General features: G+C 69.9%; 23 protein-coding genes. 16 read left to right on the forward strand and 7 right to left on the reverse strand.

Annotation, left to right across the window (positions count from 1 at the left end; genetic code table 11):
- Positions 1-64 precede the first annotated feature (64 nt).
- The 11 genes from QE449_RS15440 to QE449_RS15490 all read left to right on the forward strand — a co-directional run bounded on the left by QE449_RS15440 (position 65) and on the right by QE449_RS15490 (position 10,443).
- The gene (locus QE449_RS15440; protein ID WP_307109088.1) at positions 65-1,411 is read left to right on the forward strand and encodes an APC family permease; all 1,347 of its coding nucleotides are present in this window, start codon (positions 65-67) and stop codon (positions 1,409-1,411) included.
- Between the two features lie 84 nt (positions 1,412-1,495).
- The gene (locus tag QE449_RS15445; RefSeq protein WP_027503975.1) at positions 1,496-1,753 is read left to right on the forward strand and encodes a hypothetical protein; all 258 of its coding nucleotides are present in this window, start codon (positions 1,496-1,498) and stop codon (positions 1,751-1,753) included.
- Positions 1,750-3,009, forward strand: coding sequence for a cupin domain-containing protein (locus QE449_RS15450; protein ID WP_307109089.1), 1,260 nt, complete (start codon positions 1,750-1,752; stop codon positions 3,007-3,009). Before QE449_RS15445 ends, QE449_RS15450 begins: the two co-directional genes overlap by 4 nt.
- A gap of 8 nt (positions 3,010-3,017) precedes the next feature.
- Entirely contained in the window at positions 3,018-3,920 is a 903-nt protein-coding gene (locus QE449_RS15455; RefSeq protein WP_307109090.1) for a sucrase ferredoxin, read from the forward strand.
- A 51-nt stretch (positions 3,921-3,971) separates the two neighbouring features.
- Positions 3,972-4,553, forward strand: coding sequence for an isopentenyl-diphosphate Delta-isomerase (idi, locus tag QE449_RS15460; RefSeq protein WP_027503978.1), 582 nt, complete (start codon positions 3,972-3,974; stop codon positions 4,551-4,553).
- 59 nt (positions 4,554-4,612) lie between these two features.
- Positions 4,613-6,271, forward strand: a complete 1,659-nt coding sequence (locus QE449_RS15465; protein WP_307109735.1) for a phospholipase D family protein — start codon at positions 4,613-4,615, stop codon at positions 6,269-6,271.
- Between the two features lie 51 nt (positions 6,272-6,322).
- Positions 6,323-6,889 (forward strand): DEAD/DEAH box helicase, encoded by a 567-nt coding sequence (locus QE449_RS15470; protein WP_307109091.1) that lies wholly within the window; start codon positions 6,323-6,325, stop codon positions 6,887-6,889.
- A gap of 22 nt (positions 6,890-6,911) precedes the next feature.
- The gene (locus QE449_RS15475; protein WP_307109092.1) at positions 6,912-7,985 is read left to right on the forward strand and encodes a DUF3553 domain-containing protein; all 1,074 of its coding nucleotides are present in this window, start codon (positions 6,912-6,914) and stop codon (positions 7,983-7,985) included.
- A gap of 221 nt (positions 7,986-8,206) precedes the next feature.
- Positions 8,207-9,067 carry a cyclopropane mycolic acid synthase family methyltransferase gene (locus QE449_RS15480; RefSeq protein ID WP_222646100.1) on the forward strand — a complete coding sequence of 287 codons (861 nt, stop codon included), beginning with the start codon at positions 8,207-8,209 and terminating at the stop codon, positions 9,065-9,067.
- Between the two features lie 90 nt (positions 9,068-9,157).
- A complete protein-coding gene (locus tag QE449_RS15485) occupies positions 9,158-9,937 on the forward strand; it encodes an MBL fold metallo-hydrolase (protein ID WP_373428303.1) in 780 nt (259 codons plus the stop codon).
- A gap of 86 nt (positions 9,938-10,023) precedes the next feature.
- Positions 10,024-10,443 (forward strand): ChaB family protein, encoded by a 420-nt coding sequence (locus QE449_RS15490; RefSeq protein ID WP_307109093.1) that lies wholly within the window; start codon positions 10,024-10,026, stop codon positions 10,441-10,443.
- 4 nt (positions 10,444-10,447) lie between these two features.
- On the opposite strand, the gene QE449_RS15495 is transcribed toward QE449_RS15490, so the two are convergent.
- The 3 genes from QE449_RS15495 to QE449_RS15505 all read right to left on the reverse strand — a co-directional run bounded on the left by QE449_RS15495 (position 10,448) and on the right by QE449_RS15505 (position 14,149).
- Complete coding sequence (locus QE449_RS15495; protein ID WP_307109094.1) at positions 10,448-11,641, reverse strand: acyl-CoA dehydrogenase family protein; 1,194 nt, start codon at positions 11,639-11,641, stop codon at positions 10,448-10,450.
- A 10-nt stretch (positions 11,642-11,651) separates the two neighbouring features.
- On the reverse strand, positions 11,652-13,766 hold the full coding sequence (locus tag QE449_RS15500; RefSeq protein WP_307109737.1) for a cation-translocating P-type ATPase: 2,115 nt from the start codon (positions 13,764-13,766) through the stop codon (positions 11,652-11,654).
- A 101-nt stretch (positions 13,767-13,867) separates the two neighbouring features.
- Positions 13,868-14,149: a DUF1490 family protein gene (locus tag QE449_RS15505; protein WP_307109095.1), complete on the reverse strand. Its 282-nt coding sequence runs from the start codon at positions 14,147-14,149 to the stop codon at positions 13,868-13,870.
- Between the two features lie 210 nt (positions 14,150-14,359).
- On the opposite strand from QE449_RS15505, the gene QE449_RS15510 reads away from it, so the two are divergent.
- From QE449_RS15510 to QE449_RS15530, 5 genes are read left to right on the forward strand one after another with little or no spacing between them, the layout of a single operon-like run.
- Positions 14,360-15,145, forward strand: a complete 786-nt coding sequence (locus tag QE449_RS15510) for an ABC transporter ATP-binding protein (protein ID WP_222627502.1) — start codon at positions 14,360-14,362, stop codon at positions 15,143-15,145.
- Positions 15,142-15,918, forward strand: a complete 777-nt coding sequence (locus QE449_RS15515; protein ID WP_307109096.1) for an ABC transporter ATP-binding protein — start codon at positions 15,142-15,144, stop codon at positions 15,916-15,918. The genes QE449_RS15510 and QE449_RS15515 overlap by 4 nt, the downstream gene beginning before the upstream one ends.
- Positions 15,919-15,953: 35 nt before the next feature.
- Positions 15,954-17,447, forward strand: coding sequence for an ABC transporter substrate-binding protein (locus QE449_RS15520; RefSeq protein ID WP_307109097.1), 1,494 nt, complete (start codon positions 15,954-15,956; stop codon positions 17,445-17,447).
- A complete protein-coding gene (locus QE449_RS15525; RefSeq protein WP_307109098.1) occupies positions 17,444-19,222 on the forward strand; it encodes an ABC transporter permease subunit in 1,779 nt (592 codons plus the stop codon). Before QE449_RS15520 ends, QE449_RS15525 begins: the two co-directional genes overlap by 4 nt.
- Before the next feature lie 59 nt (positions 19,223-19,281).
- Positions 19,282-20,535 (forward strand): MFS transporter, encoded by a 1,254-nt coding sequence (locus tag QE449_RS15530; protein ID WP_307109099.1) that lies wholly within the window; start codon positions 19,282-19,284, stop codon positions 20,533-20,535.
- Here the strand turns inward: QE449_RS15530 and QE449_RS15535 are convergent.
- The 4 genes from QE449_RS15535 to QE449_RS15550 all read right to left on the reverse strand — a co-directional run bounded on the left by QE449_RS15535 (position 20,483) and on the right by QE449_RS15550 (position 24,811).
- Positions 20,483-21,112, reverse strand: a complete 630-nt coding sequence (locus tag QE449_RS15535) for a hypothetical protein (RefSeq protein ID WP_222650219.1) — start codon at positions 21,110-21,112, stop codon at positions 20,483-20,485. The genes QE449_RS15530 and QE449_RS15535 overlap by 53 nt on opposite strands.
- Before the next feature lie 556 nt (positions 21,113-21,668).
- Positions 21,669-23,153, reverse strand: a complete 1,485-nt coding sequence (locus tag QE449_RS15540; RefSeq protein WP_307109100.1) for a 4Fe-4S binding protein — start codon at positions 23,151-23,153, stop codon at positions 21,669-21,671.
- Between the two features lie 7 nt (positions 23,154-23,160).
- Positions 23,161-24,069, reverse strand: a complete 909-nt coding sequence (locus QE449_RS15545; RefSeq protein ID WP_056447281.1) for a diiron oxygenase — start codon at positions 24,067-24,069, stop codon at positions 23,161-23,163.
- 109 nt (positions 24,070-24,178) lie between these two features.
- Positions 24,179-24,811, reverse strand: a complete 633-nt coding sequence (locus tag QE449_RS15550; RefSeq protein WP_056447278.1) for a TetR/AcrR family transcriptional regulator — start codon at positions 24,809-24,811, stop codon at positions 24,179-24,181.
- Positions 24,812-24,857 lie beyond the last annotated feature (46 nt).

Here is a 24,857-nt window from a genome sequence, read left to right on the forward strand (position 1 = left end):
AAACGACCCGGATCGCCGGATCGTGCGCGTGGGTAACGGCCCCGCGAACGGGTAACCGGCTGCGATGAGCACCGACCTGAACGACCCTGCGGCCCCGGGCGACTCCCCCGGTCTGCGTCGCGCCGTCACCGGCAAACTCCTGTTCGTCTTCATCCTGGGTGACGTTCTCGGAGCGGGCATCTACGCACTCGTGGGCGAGATCGCCGGCGAGGTCGGCGGTGCCGTGTGGGTGCCGCTGCTGGTAGCCCTCGCCATGGCCATGCTCACCGCGGCCTCGTACGCCGAGCTGGTGACCAAGTACCCGCGTGCGGGTGGCGCCGCCGTGTTCGCCGAGCGAGCCTTCGGACGGCCGGTGGTGTCGTTCCTCGTCGGATTCTCGATGCTGGCGGCGGGTGTGACGAGTGCGGCAGGGCTGTCCGTCGCCTTCGCCGGTGACTATCTGGGCGCCTTCCTCGACGTCCCGACGGTTCCTGCCGCGCTGGTGTTCCTCGCCGTCGTCGCTCTGCTGAACGCGCGTGGCATCAAGGAGTCGATGCGGGCGAACCTGGTCATGACCGTCGTCGAGGTCAGCGGACTCGTCCTCGTCGTCGTCCTCGCCTGCATCGTGCTCGGTCGCGGCGACGGCGATCTCGGCCGCACCCTCGAGTTCACCGACGCCGTGAACCCTGCCGTGGCGGTCCTCGCGGCGGCACTGCTCGCTTTCTATTCGTTCGTCGGGTTCGAGACCTCGGCCAACATGGCGGAGGAGGTCCGGGACGTGCACCGCGTCTACCCTCGCGCGCTCTTCCTCTCCCTGGCGGCGGCCGGTTCGGTCTACGTCGCGGTCGGACTCGCAGTGAGTGCGGTCGTGCCCGCGAGCGACCTCGCGGACACCTCGGCGCCCCTGCTCGCCGTCGTCTCGGCCGCCGACGTCGGTGTCCCCGACAGGCTGTTCGGACTCGTCGCGTTGATCGCCGTTGCCAACGGCGCCCTGCTGACCATGATCATGGCCAGTCGCCTCACGTACGGCATGGCCGGACAACGACTGCTGCCCGCCGTCGCGGGCCGGGTGTTGCCACGGCGGCAGACACCGTGGGTGGCCATCGTCGCGACCACGGTGGTGGCCATGATTCTCGCGGCCACCGGCACGGTCGCAGCACTCGCGGAGACCGTCGTCCTGCTGCTCCTGATCGTGTTCGTCAGCACCAACCTCGCCGTGCTGGTGCTGCGCAAGGACCAGGTGGACCACCCGCACTTCCGCACCCCGGTGATCCTTCCGGTGCTCGCTCTGATCAGCTGCGGCGTGCTCGCGACGCAGCAGACCGCACAGACATGGCTGCGTGCCGGCGTGCTGCTCCTGGTCGGCGGCGTGCTCTACGCGGCGATGCGGTGGACACGGAGTTTGAGAAGTCCCGAAATCGTCAACACGTGACCTGTCTCCTGTAGAACGGGGACGTTCGATGTGTGTCCGACGCCGGAATTCCGGCGTCCGGTCGTGACGACTGAAAGGTAGACGATGGCTATCAACGACGACGACATCACCACTTCCGGAGCAGCAGGCGGCGAAGGCCCCGCCGACGGCGGCTCCAACCCGAACGGTCACGACGGCGGCGCCGACGGCACCGCGTCCAGCACGGAGGGCCCCGCGGACGGCGGCTCGAATCCGGGTGGACACGACGGCGGCGCGGACGGCTCCGCGGCCAGCGGCGAGGGCCCGGCCGACGGCGGCTCGAACCCCGACGGCCACGACGGCGGTGCGGACGGTACGGCTTGAGCCGACCGACCGATGACGAGCGCGGACCGGGAGACCGGTCCGCGCTGCGTCGTCTTCTGAGCATCGAGCCCCGCGCCTTCGCCGAGGACCACTGGGGTCGCGCGCCGCTCCTGACGCGCGCGGTCGATCTACCCACTCCGTTCACCGATCTGCTGTCGACGGACGCCGTTGACGAGCTGGTGTCCGAACGCGGCGTGCGCACTCCGTTCGCCCGGATGGCCCGGAACGGCGCACTGACCGACCGCAGTCAGTTCACCGATTCGGGTGGCTTCGGGGCCGAGGTGACCGACCAGCTCGACTCCGCCGGAATTCTGGCGGCCTTCGCGGACGGCCACACCCTCGTCCTGCAAGGACTCCATCGACTGTGGCCTCCCCTCATCCACTTCGCCGGCGACCTGGTCGCCGATCTCGGCCACCCGGTGCAGGTCAACTCGTACATCACCCCCGCGTCCTCGCGGGGATTCGATCCCCACTACGACGTGCACGACGTCTTCGTCCTCCAGATCGCCGGCGAGAAGCGGTGGATCCTGCACCCCCCGGTGCACGAGCATCCACTGTCGAACCAGCCGTGGTCGGATCGCCGGGACGCCGTCGCCGCCATGGCGCGCACGGACCCGACCCTCGACGTCGTTCTGCGCGAAGGTGATTCGCTGTACGTTCCGCGTGGCTGGATCCATTCCGCCGAGGCCCTGGGTGACACCTCGATCCATCTGACCGTCGGAATGTCGGCCTTCACCCGGTACGACCTGCTGCATCACGTGCTGGGCACCCTCGCGGACGACGCGAGCTTCCGGGCCCCGCTGCCCGTGGGGCTCGATCTGACCGATCCGGACGCCGTCGCACCGCACGTGCGCGCGCTGATCGCAGACCTGACCGCGGCCCTCGCCGAGACCGACGGCCGCGACAGTCGAGCGCGGGCGGCAGCAGAGCGAGTCGGCCGTCGCTTCGTCGAGGTCACGCGGCCGGCCCCGGTGCGTCCTCTCGAGACCGTCCGCACGATGGCCGGCCTGACCGCGGCCACCGTGGTGACGTGGCGATCCGGGCTCGCCGCGCGGGTGACGCAGTCGCCCGAGTCGGTCGCCGTGACGACGCGGACCAAGACGGTCACGTTGCCCTCGATCGCGGCGGACGCCGTTCGGCAGCTGCACAGCGGAAAAGACTGTGCGGTCGGCGACCTCACGGGTCTCGACGATCAGGACGCGATCGTCGTGGTGCGTCGCCTGCTCCGCGAGGGTCTCGTCGTCGCCCGATCGTGACGACGCCGGTGAGCACCACCGCGGCGTGGCGCCCGTGCAGCGACAATGCTCGTGATCGGGGAGACACGTTGGCGGGAAGCGGTTCTCGCGGAGAACGATGGTTCCTCGTCGAGCTCGCGGGAAGCTGGGGCCCGTCGGCGTTCCTCGATTCCCCGTCCGTCCTCGATCCCGTACTGGGTGGAGCGCTCGTGCGCCGCATCGAGAGTGCCGGATTCCGCCCCCTCGCCGTCCGGGAGCCCGGCCGTCGCCGAGGCCGCGGCCGGTGGCGGTGGGCGTCGGTGGACGCACGGCCGGGGCACGAGAGCGTGCACCGGGGCGAGGTGTCCGACGCGGCCGAACTGCTCGACGTCCCGCTCGACGGATCGTCGGGTACCGCGTCGACGGAGACCATCGTGGCCGTGTGCACCCACGGCAGGCACGACCGCTGTTGCGCCGTCCGCGGTCGCACGATCCTCGGGCCGGCCGTGTCGGCGTACCCCGGCGAGGTGTGGGAGTGCTCGCACCTCGGTGGCGACCGGTTCGCCGGCACGATGATCGTCCTGCCGCACGGTCTCTACTACGGCAACGTCGACGACGCGGACGTCGTCCGCATCCTGCGCCGCCACCACGACGGACTCGTCACCCCGGAGTTCCTGCGCGGCCGCAGTGCGCTCTCGGGGGCCGTGCAGGTGGCCCAGCACGCCGCACGAACCGTCCTGCAGGACTTCGCCATCGACACCCTGCATCCCCTGTCGGAGGCTCCCGGCCCGGACGGTCGGCGACACGTCCTCCTCGACCACCACGGGGACACCGTCGAGGTGGTCCTCCAGGAGTCTCGGTCGGCGCCGATCCTCACCACGTGCCACGCCCGCGTCGCCGGGCCGGTGCGCACCCACGAGGTGGTGTCCGTCCGCCCGTCTCGGCCCCGCTGAGCGACCACTACTCTGGACCGGAGGCCGGTCGTACATCCGGAAGGGACACGTGTGGAACTCGTAGTACTGCTCGATGAGGACGGCCGTGCCATCGGCACCCACGACAAGGCCACTGTGCATCACGACGCCACACCGCTGCACCTGGCGTTCTCGAGCTACGTGATCAACCGCGAGCGCGAGGTCCTGGTGACACAGCGGGCGCACGACAAGCGCACCTGGCCCGGAATCTGGACCAACACGTGCTGCGGACACCCCGCGCCGGGTGAGCGTCTCGACTCCGCGGTTCTGCGGCGCCTCGATCACGAACTGGGTATCGGTGCGGACAGCGCGGCTCCGGTGCTCCCGTCGTTCCGGTACCGCGCCGTGATGGACAACGGCGTGGTCGAGTACGAGATCTGCCCGGTGTTCCTCGTCCTGCACGACGACAGGACCGTCGATCCGCGACCGGACGAGGTGGCCGACTACCGCTGGGAACCGTGGAACGAGTTCGTCGCGACCGTGTTGGCGGGCGAGAGCGATCTGTCGCCGTGGTGTCAGGACCAGGTCCGTCAGCTGCACGCCCTGGGTTCCGACCCTCTGGCGTGGCCCACCGGCGGCACCGAGTCCCTCCCACCCGCGGCACGCGTCGCGTGACGCACGGGTCGGGACGACGCGCGGTCGAGACGGGTGCACCACCGCGCGGCAACGTGCTGATGACGGCGGTCGACCGCATCTCGAACGCTCTGGGTCGGTCGTCGATCTTCGCCGACATCGACTTCGACGACGAGACGCATCCCTGGTTCCTGTCCGCGGAGGAGCGCGCCAACCCGGACACTCGCATCCGCGCCTGGACGGAGGGCAACCGTTGCGTCGCTCTCGTGCACGGCGACACCTACTTCCGCGTGCTGAACGAGCACCTGGCCGACGCGAAACCGGACGATCTGGTGTTGTTCACCGATTGGCGCGGCGACCCGGAGCAGGTGCTCACCGACCGCGGTCCGACGGTCGAGGACGCGCTGACCGGTGCCGCGACGCGCGGTGTCGTCGTCCGAGGTCTGCTGTGGCGCTCGCACGCGGAGGGCCTCGGATACACCGGCGGCAAGAACAGTGCCCTCGCGACCGCGCTCGAGGACGCGGGCGGTGAGTGCGTTCTCGATCAGCGCGTTCTGGCCTTCGGGTCCCATCATCAGAAGCTCGTGGTGATGCGCTCCGCGTCGCGGCCCGGCGGCAACGTCGCCTTCGTGGGCGGGATCGATCTGGCCCGGTCGCGACGCGACGATGCGCACCATCACGGCGATGCCCTGAGCCGACCGTTTCCGCCGGAGTACGGGGAGACCCCCGCCTGGCACGACCTGCAGCTCGAGATGCGCGGTCCGGCCGTGCGCGACGTCGAGGACACCTTCCGGGAGCGCTGGGAGGATCCGGCGGCGCTGTCGCGGCTGCCGTGGCACGTGGTGAGCGACGTCGTCCGCCGGCACCGGCGCGAGCCGTCCGAGCTGCCCGCTGCCCTCCCCGACCCGGAGGCGACGGGAACGTGCTCGGTGCAGTTGCTCCGCACCTACCCGCGTCGCCGACCGTCCTACCCGTTCGCGCAGGACGGCGAGCGCAGCGCCGCCCGTGCATACGCCAAAGCCCTCGGTCGCGCCGAGCGCCTGATCTACATCGAGGACCAGTACCTGTGGTCCGTGGACGTCGCGCGGGTCTTCGCGCGTGCGCTGCGGCGCTCGCCCCGGCTCCGCATGATCATCGTGGTACCCCGGCACCTCGACGACGACAGTGCGATGACCATCCCGCCGTCGCTCCTGGGTCACGCCGCCGCGTTGGACCTACTACGCGACGCGGGCGCCGACCGGGTGCTCGTCCTCGACGTGGAGAACGACGACAGCGTGCCGGTCTACGTGCACTCCAAGGTCTGCATCGTCGACGACGTGTGGGCGGCCGTCGGTAGCGACAACTTCAATCGCCGCTCCTGGACGCACGATTCGGAGCTCACGGCGGCCGTGGTCGACGAGGAGCGGGATGCGCGCGAGCCCGTCGATCCCGGTGGCCTGGGTGACGGTGCGCGGGTGTTCGCCCGAGATCTCCGCCTCGAGCTCCTCGCCGAACACCTGTCCCGTGGGAGCGGCGCGGACGCCGACGTCGCCGACCTCCTCGACCCGGACGACTGCTTCGACGCGGTCGCCGAGCAGGTCAGCGAGCTCGACGCGTGGCACGACGGGGGCCGCGACGGTGATCGCCCGCGGGGACGGTTGCGCATGCATGCCATCGAGGTGCCGCCGCTGTGGAAGCAGCGGGTGTTCTCGCTCCTCTACCGGCTGGTGGTCGACCCCGACGGCCGACCACTGCGGCTGCGGTTGACGCGCCGCTTCTGACGGTGCGGCCGCGCAGGATTCGCACGCCCACTCGCGGGTACCTGGGCGTTCGTGAGCCCCGACACCGTCCCACCGCCCGACATCGATGCGGCCGCGCGGGCGCTCGATCATGCCGAACTGCATCCGCGACAACGTGACTCGATCGATGCCGTCGTGTCCGGACGAGACGTGCTGGCACTGCTGGCGAGCGGTTTCGGCAAGTCGGCCATCTATCAGGTCGCCGCGTCGCTGCTCGACGGGCCGACCGTCGTCCTGAGCCCGCTCATCGCGTTGCAACGCGATCAGGTGAACGGTCTGCGTCGTCGGTCGACACACGTGCGGGCGGTCGCGGTGCACTCCGGGCAGAGCGACACCGAGAACGAGCGTTCGTGGGAGTCCCTCGCTCGCGGTGAGGCGACCATCGTCTACCTGACGCCGGAATCAGCCTCTCGGGACGAGGTGCAGGATCGGCTGCGCGCACTCGGCGTCGCGTGCATCGCCGTCGACGGGGCCCACTGCATCGCCGCCCGGGGCCACGATTTCCGTCCGGCCTACCTTCGTCTCGGTCACGTGGCCGAGGCGATCGGACGCCCGCCGATCATCGCCGTCACCGCGACGGCTCCCCCCGCCGATCCGTGACGAGATCACGACGCGCCTCGGCATGCTCGATCCGTTGACGGTGGTCGGCTCCTTCGATCGGCCCGAGATCCGGCTGTCCGTCGTCCGGCACCACGACGCGGACATGACACTCCGGGCGGCCGTGGACGATGTCGTCCGGCGCTCGGAGTCCGGCGGCCGGTCGGAATCAAACGGGCAGGCTGGAACCGGTCTCGTGTACACCGCCACTCGCGTGCAGGCGGAGGAGTTCGCGGCTCTGCTGGCGGAGCGCGGCCTCCGAGCGCTCGCGTACCACGCCGGTCTGCCGCGGTCCGCGCGCGACGAGGCGCACGAGGCGTTCGCGGCCGGGACGGTCGACGTCGTCGCGGCCACGTCGGCGTTCGGGATGGGCATCGACAAGCCCGATGTCCGGTTCGTCGTCCACACTGCACCGCCCGATTCGCTGGAGCGGTACTACCAGGAGTTCGGCCGCGCCGGTCGCGACGGTGCGGACGCCGCTGCCGTCCTGCACTTTCGCGCCGAGGACCTGGGGCTGCCGTCGTTCTTCGCCACTCGCCGACCGCGCCGAGATGCGCTCGAGGCGGTGCAGGGGGCGCTGCGGTCCGCCACGGAACCGATGTCGACCGAGTCGCTCACGGGGTTGCCCGACCTGTCACCGCGCGCTGTGGAGACCGCCCTGGAGCTGCTCGATCACGTCGACGCCGTGCACCACACGGACGCCGGGTGGGTGCCCGGCAGCCTCTCGACGACCGAGGCCGTCGAGCGCGCACTGGAGGCGGCTCGCCGGCAGGAGACGGCGGCGCGATCGCGGGTGGAGATGGTGCGGACCTACGCCGAGACACGGCGATGCCGACGACAGGTGCTCCTCGAGTACCTCGGCGAGGTGACGGAGCAACTCTGTGGTCGGTGCGACACCTGCGAGTCCGGCACCGCGGCCGAGTCCGACGTCAACGGCGGTGACACGAGCTACCGGCCCGGCGACACGCTGCATCACCGCGACTGGGGCGCGGGGAACGTGGTGTCGGCCGATGCGGAGCGCGTCACCGTGCACTTTCCCGAACACGGTTACCGCACCCTGGCGACCACGATCCTGGAGGAGCGCGACATCACCGAGTGACAGCCTCGAAACGGACCTTCGACAACCTGCGGGAGCCGAGAACCGGGGCCGACCACGACGGACGCGCGAGACTCGGACCGCAGGTTCGTTTAGCGCGTCGACCTGGCGGTTCCGAGCGCGGATCGACTGGGAAGACCGTAGATTCGCGCATGACAGACATCCCCGGGGGAGGGTGTGCCGTCGCTCCTTCCTGCCCGTCGAGTGTGAGGTTGCTAGACCACATGACAGACCTGAAGCCCTTCTTCAAGAACGTTCAGTCGCACTACGACCTGTCCGACGACTTCTTCGCGCTCTTCCTCGACCCCACGTGGACGTACAGCTGTGCGTACTTCGAGCGCGAGGACATGACGCTCGAGGAGGCACAGCTCGCGAAGATCGATCTGGCCCTGGACAAGTTGGGCCTCGAGTCGGGCATGCGCCTGCTCGACGTCGGCTGCGGATGGGGAACCGCGATGATCCGCGCCCGCGAGCGGTTCGATGTGGACGTGGTCGGCCTGACGCTCAGCGAGCACCAGTTCGGACGCGTCCAGTCCCGTCTGGACGACCTCACGGGCGACCGCAAGGCCGAGGTACGCCTGCAGGGCTGGGAGGAGTTCGACGAGCCGGTCGATCGAATCGTCAGCATCGGCGCCTTCGAGCACTTCCGTCGCGCGCGCCACGTCCCGTTCTTCGAGAAGGCGCACTCGCTGCTCCCCTCCGACGGAGTCATGTTGCTGCACACCATCGTCGGCTACGGACTGGACGATCTGGAGGAAAAGGGTGTCGCCGTCGACAAGCGCGACGCCGTCTTCATGCGCTTCATCCTCCGGGAGATCTTCCCCGGCGGGGAGCTCGAGCGCCCGGGCACCATCCAGGAACGCGCGACGTCCGTCGGGTTCTCGGTCGACCGGGTGCACTCGTTGCAGCAGCACTACGCCCGCACGCTGGAGATCTGGACGGAGAACCTCGAGGCCCGCAAGGACGAGGCCATCGCGATCGCCGGCGACGAGGTCTACGAGCGCTACATCAAGTACCTCGGCGGATGTGCGAAGCAGTTCCGCCGCGGAACCATCGACATCATGCAGTTCACGCTGTCCAAGTAGAACCAGGTCGTTTGGGACCATGTCGGCAGGGAAGCCGCCGGCATGGTCTCCCACGGCAGCTAAACGTTCATCGGTAACGCGACCGGGTTGGTGAGCTACGGCGATATCACGCTGCTCACCGATCCGAACTTCCTGCACGTCGGCGAGCGTGCCTATCTCGGTCACGGTCTGTTCTCCACACGCCGTCTCGATCCGGCCGTCTCGATCGACGAGTTGCCACCGCTGTCCGCGATCGTGTTGTCGCACATGCACGGAGACCACTGGGACCGGCGCGCACAGAGCGGGCTCGACCGGTCGCTGCCGGTGTTCACCACGGGTCACGCTGCCTCGAAACTGACCCGTCGCGGCTTCGAGGCGGCGACCGGACTGTCGACGTGGGAATCACGACGCCTGCGAGTCGGAGAGCAGGTCGTGACGATCACGGCGATGCCCGGTCGGCACGGCCCCGTCTGGGCACAGCGTCTGCGGGTGCTTCCGCCGGTGATGGGCACGATGCTCGAGTTCGGATCCGCGGAGTCCGACACCGTCGACCTGCGCGTGTACGTCTCCGGCGACACCCTGATGGTCGACGAGCTTCGGGAGATCCCCACGCGCTGTCCGGACATCGACACCGGTGTCGTGCACCTCGGTGGCACCACCCTGCCGTTCGGGCAGAACCCGCGCTGGGGAGCGATGGTGACGATGGACGGCCGCCAGGGCACCGACGCCATGCAGCTCGTCGACCCGGCGCAGGTACTGCCCGTGCATGTCGACGACTACGGTGTCTTCGCCTCTCCCCTGTCCGACTTCTCCCGCGAGATGCGCGCGCGAGGTCTCGGTGACCGCATCACCTACGTCGGGCGCGGCGAGACGGTGCCGCTGAGACGGTGACGTCGGCAGGGTTTTCGCGTCTCGGGACGCGGGTAGGCCACCTGGACACGAGACCCGACGTCAGGACCCGAGAGAAGGAGGCAGTCGTGCCCACCACGAACGACGACGGCAAGCCCATCGAGTCGGAGCTGCCCTCCACCCTGCAGAAATCGGACGACAAGGCGCAGCGCACCTTCGCGAAGACACTCGACTCCGCGGAGGAGGAATACGACGACGAGCAGCGGGCGCACCGAGTCGCCTACTCCTCGCTGAAGCACAGCTACGAGAAGGTGGGCGACCACTGGGAGCCGAAGGACGAGAAAGGCCCCTCCGACGAGCGCGCCGAGAGCGGCGGCCCGAATCCGAAGGGCCGCAGCGCGGGCGGCGTCGACGCGAACGCGTCGAAGAAGCATCTCGAGGAGGTCGCTCGCGACCTCGACGTTCACGGCCGCTCGACGATGACCAAGGACGAGTTGGTCGACGCCATCGACAAGGAGAACAGGAAGCAGACCGCGAAGAAGCGGTGACAGGTCAGCGGAACGCCTGTTGTCCCGTCAGCGCCTTACCGATGGACAGCATGTGCATCTCGCTGGTCCCCTCGTACGTGAGCACGGACTCCAGGTTGTTGGCGTGCCGCAGAGGTGAGTACTCCAGAGTGATGCCGCTACCGCCCAGGATCGTGCGGCACTCGCGGGCTATGGCGATGGCCTCGCGGACGTTGTTGAGCTTGCCCAGACTCACCTGATCCGGCGTGATCTCACCGCGGTCCTTGATCCTGCCGAGGTGGACGGCGAGAAGGAACCCCTTGCCGAGCTCGAGTGTCATGTCGGCCAGCTTCTGTTGCGTCAGCTGGAAACTCGCGAGCGGCCGGTCGAACACCTCGCGAGAATTCGCGTACGCGATGGCGGTCTCGAGGCTGTCCCGCGCTGCGCCGAGAGCGCCGAACACGATGCCGAACCGCGCCTCGTTGAGGCAGGAGAGCGGAGCTCCGAGGCTGGTGGCACCGGGCAGCATCGCCGACGACGGAAGCCGGATGTCGTCGAGGACGAGTTCCGCTGTCACCGAGGCGCGCAGCGACAGCTTCTTACCGATGGCGTGCGCGGCGAATCCCGGTGCGTCCGTGGGCACGACGAACCCACGGAAGCCCTCGTCGGTCCGCGCCCACACCGTCGCCACGTCGGCCAGGGTGCCGTTGGTGATCCACATCTTGGAGCCGGAGAGGATCCAGTCGTCGCCGTCCCGTCGCGCACGGGTGCGCATCCCGGACGGGTTGGAACCGAAGTCGGCCTCGGTCAGTCCGAAACACCCGATGGCCTCCCCGGTGGCGAGACGCGGGAGCCATTCCTGCTTCTGCTCCTCCGACCCGTAGCGGTGGATCGAGAACATGGACAACGAGCCCTGCACGGAGACGAAACTCCGGAACCCGCTGTCACCCGCCTCGAGTTCCATGCACGCGAGGCCGTAGCTCACCGCGTTGGTCCCGGCGCAGCCGTACCCCTCGAGGTGCATGCCCATCAGACCCATGCCGCCGAACTCGCGAGCGATCTCCCGCGGCAGCGTGCCGGCCTCGAACCAGTCCCCCACCTCGGGCTTGAGCCGCTTGTCGACGAACGCGCGGACCGTGGCCGCGATGTCCCGCTCGTCCTCGTCGAGCAGGGAGTCGGCGGCGAAGAGATCGAGTGGTCCGACGGGTGCTGCGGTGGTGCGCGGTGCGGTGGTCGTCATCCTGTCGAACCTACCCGGATCCGGGCCTGTACTCGATGAGTCTCGCGCTGTTTCCGACGACGATGACGGACGACGCGTTGTGCAGGATCGCCGCGAGTACCGGTGACAGCGCTCCGCCGGCACTCACGGCCAGCCCGATCGCGTTGACCGCGATCGACATGGCGTAGTTCTGGCGGATGACGGCCACCGAGCGCCGCCCCAGCGCGCGCACGTCGAGCAGTCGCGCCAGGTCGTCCCCGGCGAGAGCGACGTCCGCGGTCTCCACCGCGACGTCCGTCCCGGCGGCGCCCATCGCGATGCCGATGTCCGCGGCCGCGAGCGCCGGCGCGTCGTTGGTGCCGTCGCCGACGACCGCGACGATGTGGCCCTCGGCCTGCAGGGCGCGGACGACGTCGAGCTTGTCCTCGGGCATGACCTCGGCGCGCCACTCGTCGATACCGAGCTCGGCCGCGACGGCGGCGGCCGTGGCCGGGTTGTCCCCGGTGAGCATCACGATGCGGTACACACCGTCGGCCCGCAACGCGCGCAGTACCTCGGCGGCGTTGTGGCGGATCTCGTCGCGCAGACTGACCAGCCCGACCAACACGCCGTCGACCGCGAGGAGCAGTGGCGTCTCGGCACGGTGCTGCAGACGGGACACCCAGTCGGACGCCTCCTCGGAGACCTCGACGTTCTCTCTGCGCAGCAGCGACGCACCGCCCAGCAGCAGCGTCCGGCCGTCCGAGACGGTCCGCATGCCCAACCCGACGAGCACCTCGCACTCCTCGTGCGGTGGAATCTCGATGCGACGTTCCTCGGTACTGCGAATCACGGCTTCCGCCAACGGATGCCGAGAGTGGATCTCGGAGCTGGCCGCATAGGCGAGCACCTGCTCCGGCTCCCACGCGTCGTGGAACGCGATCACGTTGGTCACCACCGGGCGCCCGACCGTCAGCGTTCCCGTCTTGTCGAAGACGACGGCGTCGACACGGCCTGCCTGTTCGAGGTGGGACCCGCCCTTGATGAGGATTCCGCGCCGGGCACCGTTGCCGATGGCAGCGCTGATGGCGGTGGGGGTGGACAGACCGACCGCGCACGGGCACGCGACGAGCAGCATGGTCATGGCCCGGCGGACGTCACGGGTGACGAGCAGCGTGGCGGCCGAGAGCAGGAACGACGCGGGCACGAAGCGACGGGAGAAGTTGTCGCCCACCGTCTGGATGGGCGCGCGATCCTCCTGCGCCTCTTCGACCCGGGCGATGATGCGGCCGATCGCCGTGTCGCGACCCACGGCCGACGCGCGGACGACGACGCGGCCGCGCAACACGACGGATCCGGCCGACAGCCGGGTCCCCACGGTCACAGTGACCGGCAGCGTCTCGCCGGTGATGGCGGACTGGTCGACGACGGCGTCGCCCTCGATCACGGTGCCGTCGACCGGGACTCCGACGTGGTCGTGCACCACGACCTCGTCGCCGACCTCGAGCGAGTCGATGTCCACGGAGACCTCGGCACCGTCACCGGTCCGGATCCACGCGGTGTCGTGGGTGCCGCTGAGCAGATCCGAGATGGCACGCCTGGTGCGGCGCAGCGTCAACTCCTGGAGGTACTCGCCGATGTTCAGCAGCCACAGCACGGTGAGGGCGACGACGTTCTCACGCAGGACGAGGCTCGCGACCGTCGCCGCGGACACCAGGGCGTCCGTTCCGGCCGCGCGGCCTCCCGTGAGGGACCGCACGGCGCCCTTCAGGAAGGGATAGCCGGTGAAGACGGTGACCCCGGTGGCGACGAGCCGACTGGTGGGGCCCAGCACGGGAGGTCGGCGCAGCGCGTACCGGCGCAGGCCCAGCAGGACCAGGGCCGCTCCGCCCACCGTCATGCGCAGCAGCTCGCCGGTACCGACGTCTGCCGACCGTGGTGTGCGCACCGCGGCCTGGCCCGGCGTGAGCGCGGTCGCCGCGGGTACGGCCGTCAGCGCGGCCAGCACCGACGCGGCGTCGGTACGGGAGCGGGAGTACCAGACGACGACGGACGCCGTCCGAGGGAAGGCGTGCACGGCGCGGACACCGGGAACGGCGTCGAGAAAGTCCTCGACCGCGACCGCGCGGACGTCACTGCCGGCGATCCAGTCGAGTCGGACGCGCATCCTGCCGGCGCCGTGGGACAGGACCTCGGGTGCTGCGGGTGTCGGCGTCTCGGCGGGATCGGTGTCCGTGCGAGCGGCGACCGCGGTGCTCACGTCGGCGCTCAGTGGTCGTGGCCGTGACCGACGTCGGACGCCGCCGGGGGCCGCACCTCCTCACCCATGCGATCCTTCGCCTCGGCGACCACCTCGGAGACCGCGAGACGGGCGGACTCGGCCTTGACCTCCGCCTTGCGCACCCCCCGCAGGCTCACCTCGGTGACCCGGACGGCAGCCTCGCGCAGCGGTGCACGCTCGACGACCTTCTTCACACCGTTGTAGGCCGCGACGCCCACGACCCCGGTCACGACGGTGGACGCCGCCTTGGCGATGACGGGAAACATCATGGTGGGACTCCCTCTGCACCGCGCTGCGAGCAGCTGCGGATCGGTGACGGTGGATCGCCTGCGAGGACGACGTGCAGCGATCATAGCGTTACCGACAACCGTTGTCGGATCGGACGGGCGACGTCGGCCGGTTTGCCCCCATCGTGACGAACCCCTACTGTCTCGACGACAACGATTATCAGTATCGACAGAAGGCGGAGGAACACCACCGTGCTCGAGGTCGAGGACCTGACCGTCCGGGTCGGCGTCACCACGCTCGTGACCGGAATCACGTTCGATGTCGTTGCGGGACACCGTGTCGCACTGGTCGGCGCGTCCGGCTCCGGGAAATCCGTGATCGCGTCCGCCGTCGTCGGCGTCACTCCTCCCGACCTGGTCGTCGCCGGTCACGTGCGCATCGGTGGTCACGACGTGGCGGGCACGCCCGTCCCCCGCCGCCCCCGTGACGCCCGGGCGGCGATGGTCTTCCAGGACGCGTCGTCCGCACTCGCCCCCTTCCGCACCGTCGGACGGCAGCTCGATCTCGCACTGCGCCATCGCGGCGAGGCGAGTCGGCGACGTGCCGATCGAGAGGAACTGTTGCGGGGCATGGCTTTCACCGATCCCGAGCGCATCGCGGCAGCGCGTCCGGCCCAGCTCTCCGGCGGGCAGCGTCAGCGTGTCTGCATTGCGATGGCACTGGCCTCGAATGCCCCGGTGATCGTGGCCGACGAGCCCACCACGGCACTCGACGTGGTCAGCCAGAGCACCGTCGTCGCGACTCTCGGCGCCGCGACCGGCGGCGATCGAGGACCCGCCCTGCTGTTCGTCACGCACGATCTGGCCGTCGCCGCCGCTCTCTGCGACCGCGTCGTGGTCGCCGACCGGGGAACGATCATCGAGACAGGCACCGTCACAGACATTCTCGCAGCACCGCGCCATCCCGTCACGGCGAGGCTCGTCTCGCGCGCACGGTCCGCCGACGCGGCGCTGCACTCCGCCCCGGTCGCATCGTGACGTCGGGATCTCCCGGTCTGCACGGCCGCGCACTGACGCGCCGGTACGACGGACACACGCTCGCGGTCGACGACGTCACCGTCTCCCTCGCGCCCTCGGAGCGAATAGCACTCGTCGGCGCCTCCGGCTCGGGCAAGTCGACCCTGCTCCGGATGCTGCTGGCGATGGAGACACCCGACTCCGGCGAGGTGACACTCGACGGCGCCGCGATCCGGCCGGGACCGGCCCGCTCGACCCGCTGGTTCCGCCGCGAGGTGCAGTACGTTCCGCAGGATCCCGGTTCCTCACTGGACCCGCGTCGCACCGTGCTCGACTCGGTCGCCGCACCGCTGCGGTGGCTGCGGTGCGAGGGCGATCACCGCGCTCGCGCCCTCGCGGCCCTGGACTCGGTGGAGGTGGCCGCGTCGATGGTCGGCGCCCGCACCGGTGAGCTCTCGGGCGGCCAGAGACAACGGGTGGCCATCGCTCGCGCCCTCGCGTGCCGACCCCGCTACCTCGTCGCCGACGAACCGGTCAGTGGACTCGACCTGCCCCTGCGAGATCTCGTCCTGGACGTCCTCGAGACCGTGTGCGACCGCAACGGCACCGCGTCGCTGCTGGTGACGCACGATCTCGCCGTCGCCGCCCGCACGAGTGACCGTCTTCTGGTCATGACCGACGGCGTGATCGTCGAGACTGGCTGCACCACCACGGTTCTCGGGTCCCCGCAGCACACCCACACCCGCGCCCTGGTCGATGCGGTACCGCGTCTTCCCGTCCGCGCGCACCTGTAGTTCGTTCCGTCCGACCTTCCCTCGAAAGAATGCCCATGATGCGGTCCCCCCGCCGAATGCTGCCCCTCTCCGCCGTTCTCACCGTGTCGGTGCTCGCGCTGTCCGGCTGTTTCGCGGCATCACCGTCCGCCGACGACGGGAGCGGCCGAGTGCGTGTGGCGATGCTGCAGCCTCCGCGCTCCGGGCTGACCCCGCTGAGCGACGACGCCTTCAAGTTGTCCCGATGGTCGACGGCCGAGACCCTCGTCGTACTGGACGATCTCGGCGAGGCACAGCCTGCCCTCGCCACCTCATGGACTCGCGTGGACGACACGACCTGGAGCATCGACCTGCGGCCCGACGTCCGGTTCCACGACGGGACGCCGCTCGACGCCGCCGCGGTGGTCACCGCACTCACCGCGGCCACCACCGCCTCGCCGAAGCCCCGCATTCTCGACGGTGTCGACATGACCGTCGAGGCGGACGGCACGGACACCGTGACCGTGCGCACCGCGACGGTCGATCCGCTGGTACCGCAACGACTGTCGAGCCCACAGCTGGCCATCCTCTCGCCGGTCGCGTACGCGGGCGGTGGTCCCGTCGATCCCGTCGGACACGGCACCGGTGCGTTCGTGCTCACCGCCGTCGACGGCACGTCCACGGCGACACTCGATCGCAACGACGACTACTGGGGTGGTCCGGCGAAGGCCTCGGGCATCGACGTGAGTTTCGTCCCCGACGGCACGGCCCGGGCCGCGGCGCTGCGGAACGGTACCGCCGACATCGTCGAGGCGGTGCCGGTGTCGCAGGCGGCGCTGGTCGATCCGGCACTCGTGCACGAGGTGCCCATGCCGCGCACCAACACCCTGTATCTGAACAACAGGACGGGCGCCTTCGCCGACCCGTCGATGCGTGCCGCGGCGCGGGAGGCCGTCGATGCCGATCGACTCGTCGACCAGGTGTACGAGGGCCGAGCCGACGTCGCCCGCGGACTTCTGGGACCCGCCCTGCCGTGGACGGCGGATCGGCCCGCACGCACGACCGCCCCGGCCGGCGATCCCGCGGGACGACGGATCACCCTGGGCACCTTCACCGATCGCGCGGAACTACCCGAGGTGGCGGTGCTGCTGCAGCAGGAGCTCGAGGCCCGCGGTTTCGTGGTGGAACAGGTGGTCCGGGAGTACCAGTTCATCGAGGCCGATGCTCTCGCCGGCGCGTTCGACGCGTTCATCCTGTCGCGGGCGACCGTGCTCGACTCGGGTGACCCCGTCGCCTACATGTACTCCGACTTCGCCTGTGCCGGATCCTTCACGATCGCGCAGTTCTGCGACCCTGCCGTCGATTCCGCTCTGGCCACCGCCTCGGCGACCGAGCCGGGAGCAGCGCGCCGCGCCGCCGTCCTCGAGGCGGAGCGGCTGATACTCGAGCGCGATGCGGTGGTGCCGATGCTGCACGAGCGCGTCGTGCAGGGTGAGGCCGCGTCGGTGTCGGGTGCGGCGCGCGATCCGCGGGAACGGATGTTGGTCACCACCGACACCACGGTCGGATGACGTCCGGCCGCGTCCTCGTCTCCGCCTCTCGCCTGCTGTCCGTCTCGGGCGTGATCGTGGTGGTCGCACTGCTGCCGTGGCTGTCGGGCCGCGACCCGGCGTTGTCGATCCTGCGTGCGCGCTCCGCCGACCAGGAGCCGACACCCGCCGCGCTCGCCGCGATCCGCGCCGATCTGGGACTCGATGCGGGTCCGATCACGCTGCTGCGCCAGTGGTTCGGCGGAGTCCTGCGGGGCGATCTCGGTACGTCGTGGAACACCGGCAGGCCCGTTCTACCCGGCGCCCTCGACGCGCTCGCCGTCTCGACGACCCTGATGGGCTTCGCCCTCGCGGTGGCCTGTGCGGTGGCGACGGTGATCGTGGCTCCGGCACTGCGCGCCGGGCTGCGGGGGCGGCCGTCCCGCTCGTCGGGTGTCGGCGCCTCGGTTCTCACCTCGGTGCCGGAGTTCCTGCTGGCATCCGTCGCAGTGATCGTCGGCAGTGTGTGGCTGTCGCTTCCGTCGTACGGCTGGACCGGTCCGACCTCGGCGATCCTCCCGGCTCTCGCACTCGGCCTCCCGGCCGGCGGGCTGCTGGGTCGTCTGCTCGCCGATGCCGTGTCGGTGTCGTTCACCGAGGCGTGGGTGACCACGTGGACGGTCGCCGACGTGGATCGCGGCACGCTCGCCAGTGCGGTGCTGCGCCGCGCGGCCTCGTCGCTCACCTCCCAGATGGCCCTCGTAATGGTGGGGCTCCTCGGTGGGGCCGTCGCGGTCGAACGCGTCTTCGCCATCCCGGGGATCGGACGATCGATGCTCGGAAATGCTCAGTCGCAGGACCTTCCGGCACTGCAGGCCGACATCCTGCTGCTCATGGGGGTCAGCGTCCTCATCGGTGTGGCCGCGCAGGCCGCCCGCCGGGCACTGCTCGGCCGGTCGGTGCACGATCGCGCTGTCCCGGTACCCACCGCACGAGTCGCCGCGGGTCGGTTCCCGTTCGCCGTGCCCGCCGTCGCCGCGAGCGCGCTGGGCATCATGGTGCTCGTCGGCCTGCCCCGCGACCCGTTCGCCACCACGCGAGGAAAATTCCTGCCGCCGTCCCTCGCACATCCTTTCGGCACCGACGCATCGGGACGCGACGTGCTCGCCCGCGTCGCTCACGGTGCGGCACACACCGTCACCGTGTCCGCGACGGTCGCTCTAGGATGTGTGGTCGTGGGTCTGGTTCTCGGTTCGGCGGCGCGGGTGTTCACCGGTCCGATCGAGGTGACCAACGCTGCGCCTCCGGTCATCGCCGGCGTGATCGTCGCCTCCGTCGTGGGCCCCGGTGCCGCAGCAGCGGCCGTGGCCGTCCTGTCGGTCTCGTGGGCGCCCCTGGCCGCGCACACCGCAGCGCTGTCGGCCGAGGTCGCGGCCAGGCCGTACGTCGCCGTCCTCCCCACCCTCGGCGCAGGTCGACTCCGCGTGCTGTTCGGATCGGTGCTGCCGGCGGTCGGCCCCGCCGTTCTGCGTCACGGAGTGCTACGGCTGCCGGGCATCGCCCTGGCGCTCGCCGCCCTGGGCTTCCTGGGGCTCGGACCGCAACCACCCAGTCCCGACTGGGGTCTCGTGCTGGCCGACGGGGTGTCCACGGTGGAACGGGCGCCCTGGGTGGCTCTCGCGCCCCTGGTGAGCCTCGTTCTACTGTCGGTCACGGCGGTCTCGCTGTCGAGCGCCGTGCGATCCCGCCGTGGGCGTCGGCCCACCGGCGATCCTGCCGCACAGGCCGACCGTCCCACCGCGCTCTCCGCGTGCTGAGGGCATCTCGCCGCGGTCGGGTGCTTCCCTGGCACGACCTCCACGCGGCCACCCCCACCGTGAGACTCCTCGTCCTGACGCAGATGGCGTTCAACATCGGCTTCTTCATGGTGTTGCCGTACCTGTCCGTGCACCTGACGTCCGATCTCGGTCTCGGCGCAGCGGTGGTCGGTGTCGTGCTCGGAGTCCGCACGTTCTCGCAGCAGGGACTCTTCGTCGTCGGCGGAACGCTGGCGGACCGCCTCGGCATCAAACCTGTGGTGCTGACGGGGTGCGTCCTGCGCGTGCTCGGATTCGTGGGACTGGCGTTCGCCCAGAGCCTTCCGGCCGTCCTGGCGGCCACGGCCCTCACCGGTGTGGCCGCGGCACTGTTCTCGCCGGCGGTCGAGAGCGCAGTGGCGCTGGAAGCGGGCGAGGGTGAACGTGCGGGTGGCCAGTCCCGCCTCGACGCGATCGCGTTGTTCACCGTGTTCGGCCAGATCGGCGCGTTCACCGGTCCGTTGCTGGGCTCCGCGCTGCTCGCGGTGGACTTTCGCCTCACCTGCCTCGTCGCTGCCGGGGTGTTCGTCGTCATCACGCTCGCGCACGTGGCGCTGCTGCCCGCTCGACGTGCCGACTCGACCACGGACTCCTGGCTCGACGACTGGCGTGAGATCGCCCGCAACCGCCTCTTCCTCGTCTTCGCCGCAGCGATGAGCGCGCAGCTCGTCGCATACAACCAGCTCTATCTCCTGCTGCCGTTGCGGGTCGAGCAGGTGTGGGGATCGCAGGCTCCCCTGGGATGGTTCTTCGCCGCGGCATCGGCACTCGTCGTCGTCGGCCAGATGAGCGTGACCCGAGCACTGCGCCGGTTCTCGCTGGTACGTGTGCTCCCACTGGGTTTCGCCGTCATGGCGACCGCGTTCGCCGCGGCGGCCGTGGCAGCACTGCTCGGCACCGAGGGTGCCGCAGGGCTCGTGGGGCCCGCCGCGTTCGTCGTGCTGCTGACGGTAGGTCAGATGATCGCCATGCCGTTCGCGCGCGACCTGGTGCCGCGGATGGCGCGGGAGCGCAGCACGGGCTCGTACTACGGCCTGCTGGCCTCGCTGGGCGGGATCGGGGTGCTCGTGGGGTCGGTCGCGCTCGGCGCGATCATCGACGCGATGCCGGACACGCCTGCAGGCGAGGCGGTTCCGTGGGCGGCCGCGGCGGTCCTGCCGCTCGCGGCGGCAGTGACGTTGCGCTCGGTGGCTCGCCGACTGGTCCCGGTGACCCCGGCGATCACGCCGCCAGAACCAGGTCGCGGCCCGTCAGCACCTCCGTCTCGCGAGTGATGCGTGCCCACACGTCCTCGGTCACGTCGTCCATGATCGAGAACCGGTCCCACCACATCATGCGGGTCCGGTAGCGCTCGTCGGGGTACGCGGCCGGGGCGATGTTCTCGGCCACGCGGCCGCCGCCGGACTCCCACCGTCGCAGCACGTGATCGGCCGCCGTGGCCATGACGTACCGGGCGCCCGTGAAGACCATCGTGGGCAGCGCCGTACGGGACAGCAGTGCGGAGAGCGCACCGGGATGCTCGGCGTCCGCGGAGACGAACGCGGTCTTCATCTCCACCACACCGGCGGGCAGTCGACCGTGGATGAGTTCCGCGACGTCGGGCCGGGCGGCGTTGCCCTCCCACTCCACCAGAGCGTGCGACTGGTCCGCGCTGAGGTACGGGCCCTGACCGCGGACGCCGGCGACGACCTGCCCCGCACGGTCCACGGCCGCGTAGAACACAGCGGTGTCCGCACCGTCGGCGACGCGCTCGACGTCGAGCGCGACGCCCACTCCGTGGCGCTCGTAGGACCGCGTGGCGCAGGCGAGGTACTCGTCCCAGAGCCCACGATCGGCGGACGGGGAACTCATCACCAGAACGGTCCCACTATCACGATCTGCAAGGCGCGTGCTCCCTTGTGTGATCAGGCGGGTGGGGGCGAGCAGAGTCGTCGACATCGGACACCTCTCGGACAGAGTTGTCGGATCGCCGTCCGGCGCCCCGACCAACAGACCACGGACTCGCCGGACGACGAATCCACACACTTATTGTCCCGCTTCCCGAGCAAAAAGTGGATTCCGCCCCGAAATCGGTGACATGCGACGGATGTGCCCTTTTCGAGGCCCGAGAACGAACCGCAGGTCATTGACCCGTTACGACAACCTATATCCGAGTTACCCGTTCGTATTCCGGGTCGCTTTGGTGACTCCTCGTAGAACTGCACCGACGAAGCAGACTGAATTTCGTGAAAAGCCACGAACGGCGGGTCGGCGATTCGTGGCGAATTCGCGCTCCACGACGGCCACTGGGGCGCTCTCACAGCGCCACACCGACACCTCGGAACGCAGTCAGCCCCGGACCACACCTCCCGAGAGGTACGGTCCGGGGCTGCTGGAGACCCGGGAGTGGAGCGCGGGAACGGCTCGCCTATCGGCCGGCGCGGCCGAACAATGGTCGTCTGCCGGCCGTCTCGCGACGCGACGACGTGGCTGCGGAGAGGGAGTCCGCGAGCATCAGCTCGACGGTGCGCTCGGCATCGAGCTTGTTGTCGCCGATACCCCCCGTGGCGCCACGCTTGGCCCATCCCACGACGTAGGCCCCGGCCACCGGGCGGTCCTCGGAGTCCACGACTCGACCCTCGACGTTGCGCACGGTTCCGCGGTCCGCGTCGAAGGGAAGTCCGGGCAGGGCGGACCCGCGATACCCGGTCGCCTGCAGCACCAGATCGGCGGGAATCGAGCTCGCGATCCCCGCGTCGGACGTGCCGGATCCGCGGACGTCGAGCGCTCCCGGGCGTACCGCCACCGGTGCGCGCCCGAACGAGAAGACGATGCGCGGCGCGCTGTCACCCGTCTCGGCCTCGTCGGCGCGCGGTGCGGCGGCGAGCGGTGCAGCGGACGCGGACAGCGGCAGCGCCGCCAGGACCGAGGAGAGATCGTCGTCGCCCGCGACCAGAACGGGCACCGATGTGCGATCGACGAGCGCCTGGCACTCGGACCGAGTGAAGGCGGCGACCTCGGGGCCGCGTCGACCGAGCACGGTGACCTCCCGCACCGCACTGTCCCGTAGCGCCGCGAGCGCGTGGGCCGAGATGTCCGTGCCCACGAGGTCCTCGACGGGAGCTGTCAGAATCCGCGCCGCGTCGAGCGCCACGTTCCCGTTGCCGATCACGACGACGCGCGTCACGCCGCGCAGATCCACGGCGTCGGCGGGGACGTCGGGGTGACCGGTGTACCAGCCGACGAGGGTGCGGGCACTCATCGGGACGACCTCGGACTCGAGGGGAAGCTGCCTGTCCTGATCGGCACCCACCGCGTAGACCACCGCGTCGAAGGTCCGCGAGAGTTCCTCCACCGTGACGTCGACCCCGACCTCGACCCCGAGGCGCATCGTCACGCGCGAGTGCACGAACAGCGACCGAAAGTGTTCACCGATGCGCCGGGTACTCGTATGATCCGGTGCCACACCGTATCTCGCGAGACCACCCGGCACGGGCAGCTTGTCGAAGAAGGTCACCGCGGCATCGGTCTGCCGCAGGAGCGCCGTCGCGGTGTAGCAGGCGGCCGGCCCGGTTCCCACCACGGCGACCCGTTTCAGCGACACGGAGCCGATGTCCGCCGGCGGGAACGTCGGTGCGCCCCATGCATGATCGACCGGCCGGTCCCGGTAGTAGTCGGCGTTCAGTTCCGCGTAGATCGCCTGCGACGGCGACAGCCGCGACACCCGCGTGATCGCGTCCACCGGGCACGCGTCCGCGCAGGCGCCGCAGTCGATGCAGGACCGCGGATCGATGTACAGCAGGTCGGTCTTGCCGAAGTCCGGCTCGTCCGGCGTCGGGTGGATGCAGTTGACCGGACAGACCGACAGACACGATGCGTCGTTGCAACAGTTCTGGGTGATCGCGAAGGCCATGGGAGCGTCAGACCATGTGGATGGTGCGGTAGACGGCCGCAGCGGGCTTGGTCAGCAGTCCACAGTCGCTGAGGAACGCCATCAGGTGCTGGCTGCTCGTGCGCATCATGACGTGGTGGTGCGTGTTGTTCTTCGCCTCGCGCACGGCGCGGTCCCGGTCGAGACCGGCCGCGGCGTAGACGTCCTTGTTCACCATGTTGGACACGATGACTCGGGCGGCGATGGCGATGAGCAGGGCCGCGGACTTACGGCGGGCGGTGGAGATTCCCGCCATGTTCTCGCGCATCTGCTGACGCGCGAACGTCATGTGCCGCGACTCCTCGACGACGTGGATCTTGCTGGTGGTGCGTACCAACGGGAGCACGTTCTCGCCGCGCATCCAGTCGCGCTGCATGACGTCGAGGACCTCCTCGGCGACGAGGATGCCGCCGTAGGCGGCCTCGGACACGGCGAGGGTCTTGAAGCCACGACCGAGCTCGATGCTGAGCCGGCGCGGGACATACGCCTTGATGCCCATGGTGCGGCACGCCTTGGCGAACATCAGGGAGTGGCGGCACTCGTCGGCGATCTCGGTGAGCGCGAACTGGAAGTCCGAGGACGACGAGTCGCTGCAGTACTGATCACGCAGGACCATCTGCTGCAGGATCATCTCGAACCAGATGCCGGTGCTCATGATCGAGCAGACCTCGTGGCGGGTGAGGGTGACGCGCTGTTCGGGCGTCATCTCCTTCCACAGATCAGTGCCGTAGAGGGTGCTCCACTCAGGATTGAGGCCGAACTGCTCCGGGTCGAGTGGAGCCTCCCAGTCGACCTCCTGCATGGGGTCGTACGAGAGCGCTGCGACGGAATCGAGCAGCCTAGCAGACACGTCCTCGGCGTCCGAGACGGTGAGTTCCGGGTCGAGTGTGCTGGTCATGGCGTCGTCCTTCCGTGGGCGGGTACATCTCCGTGACTAACTGTGACACAGGTTATCAGGTACTCGCCGTCACGGGAAGACGTCGCCGGGTCGGGACGGTCCCGAATCGTCAGGAGATCTGTGGCATCTCCAGGTCCGTGTGCGCCACTGCCCGAGCGGTGTCGGGGTCCGTTCCGAGCATCACCAGCAGCCGCTCCGCTGCGTCGTCGATCCGGCGATCGTCGACGGAGCCCGGGTCCTCCAGCCATCGGTGTACCAGGGCGAACAGCACACCCGCCGTCATCGCCGTCGCGAGAGACAGGTCCTCGATCTCGAGTCGTCCGGCGTCCACCGCCGCCGCGAGATCCCGGCGGGCCCGCGGCCCGAGACCACCGGGCGCGTCGAGCAACGCGAACCCCGACCGGTCGACGATCTCCGCGGCCTGACGATGCGAGACGGCGGCACGACCGGTCCGCCTGACGGCGTCGCAGAAGATCTGCACCGGATCGTCCGAGCGCGGCGAGACTCCGTCGAGCGTCTCCCCCATCTGCTCGAGAACCTGCTCCACGGCGGCGGCGAAGAGTGCGGGCTTGTCCTCGAAGTGGTTGTAGAAGCTCCCGAACCCGACGTCGGCGGCGGCCGTGATGTCGGCGATGCTCGCGGTGGAGGAACGCCCGTCGGCGATCATCTCGCGCGCGGCGTCCACGAGAGCCTGGCGCGTGCGCGCCTTCCGTCGCTCGAGCCTGTTCCCGGCAGTCTGCATCCGGAAAGTCTAGGTCGACGGGTGCCCGGTCGTCGGCGCGGCGAGC

It is taken from the genome of Rhodococcus sp. SORGH_AS_0303 (genome assembly GCF_030819335.1).
Classification (GTDB): domain Bacteria; phylum Actinomycetota; class Actinomycetes; order Mycobacteriales; family Mycobacteriaceae; genus Rhodococcoides.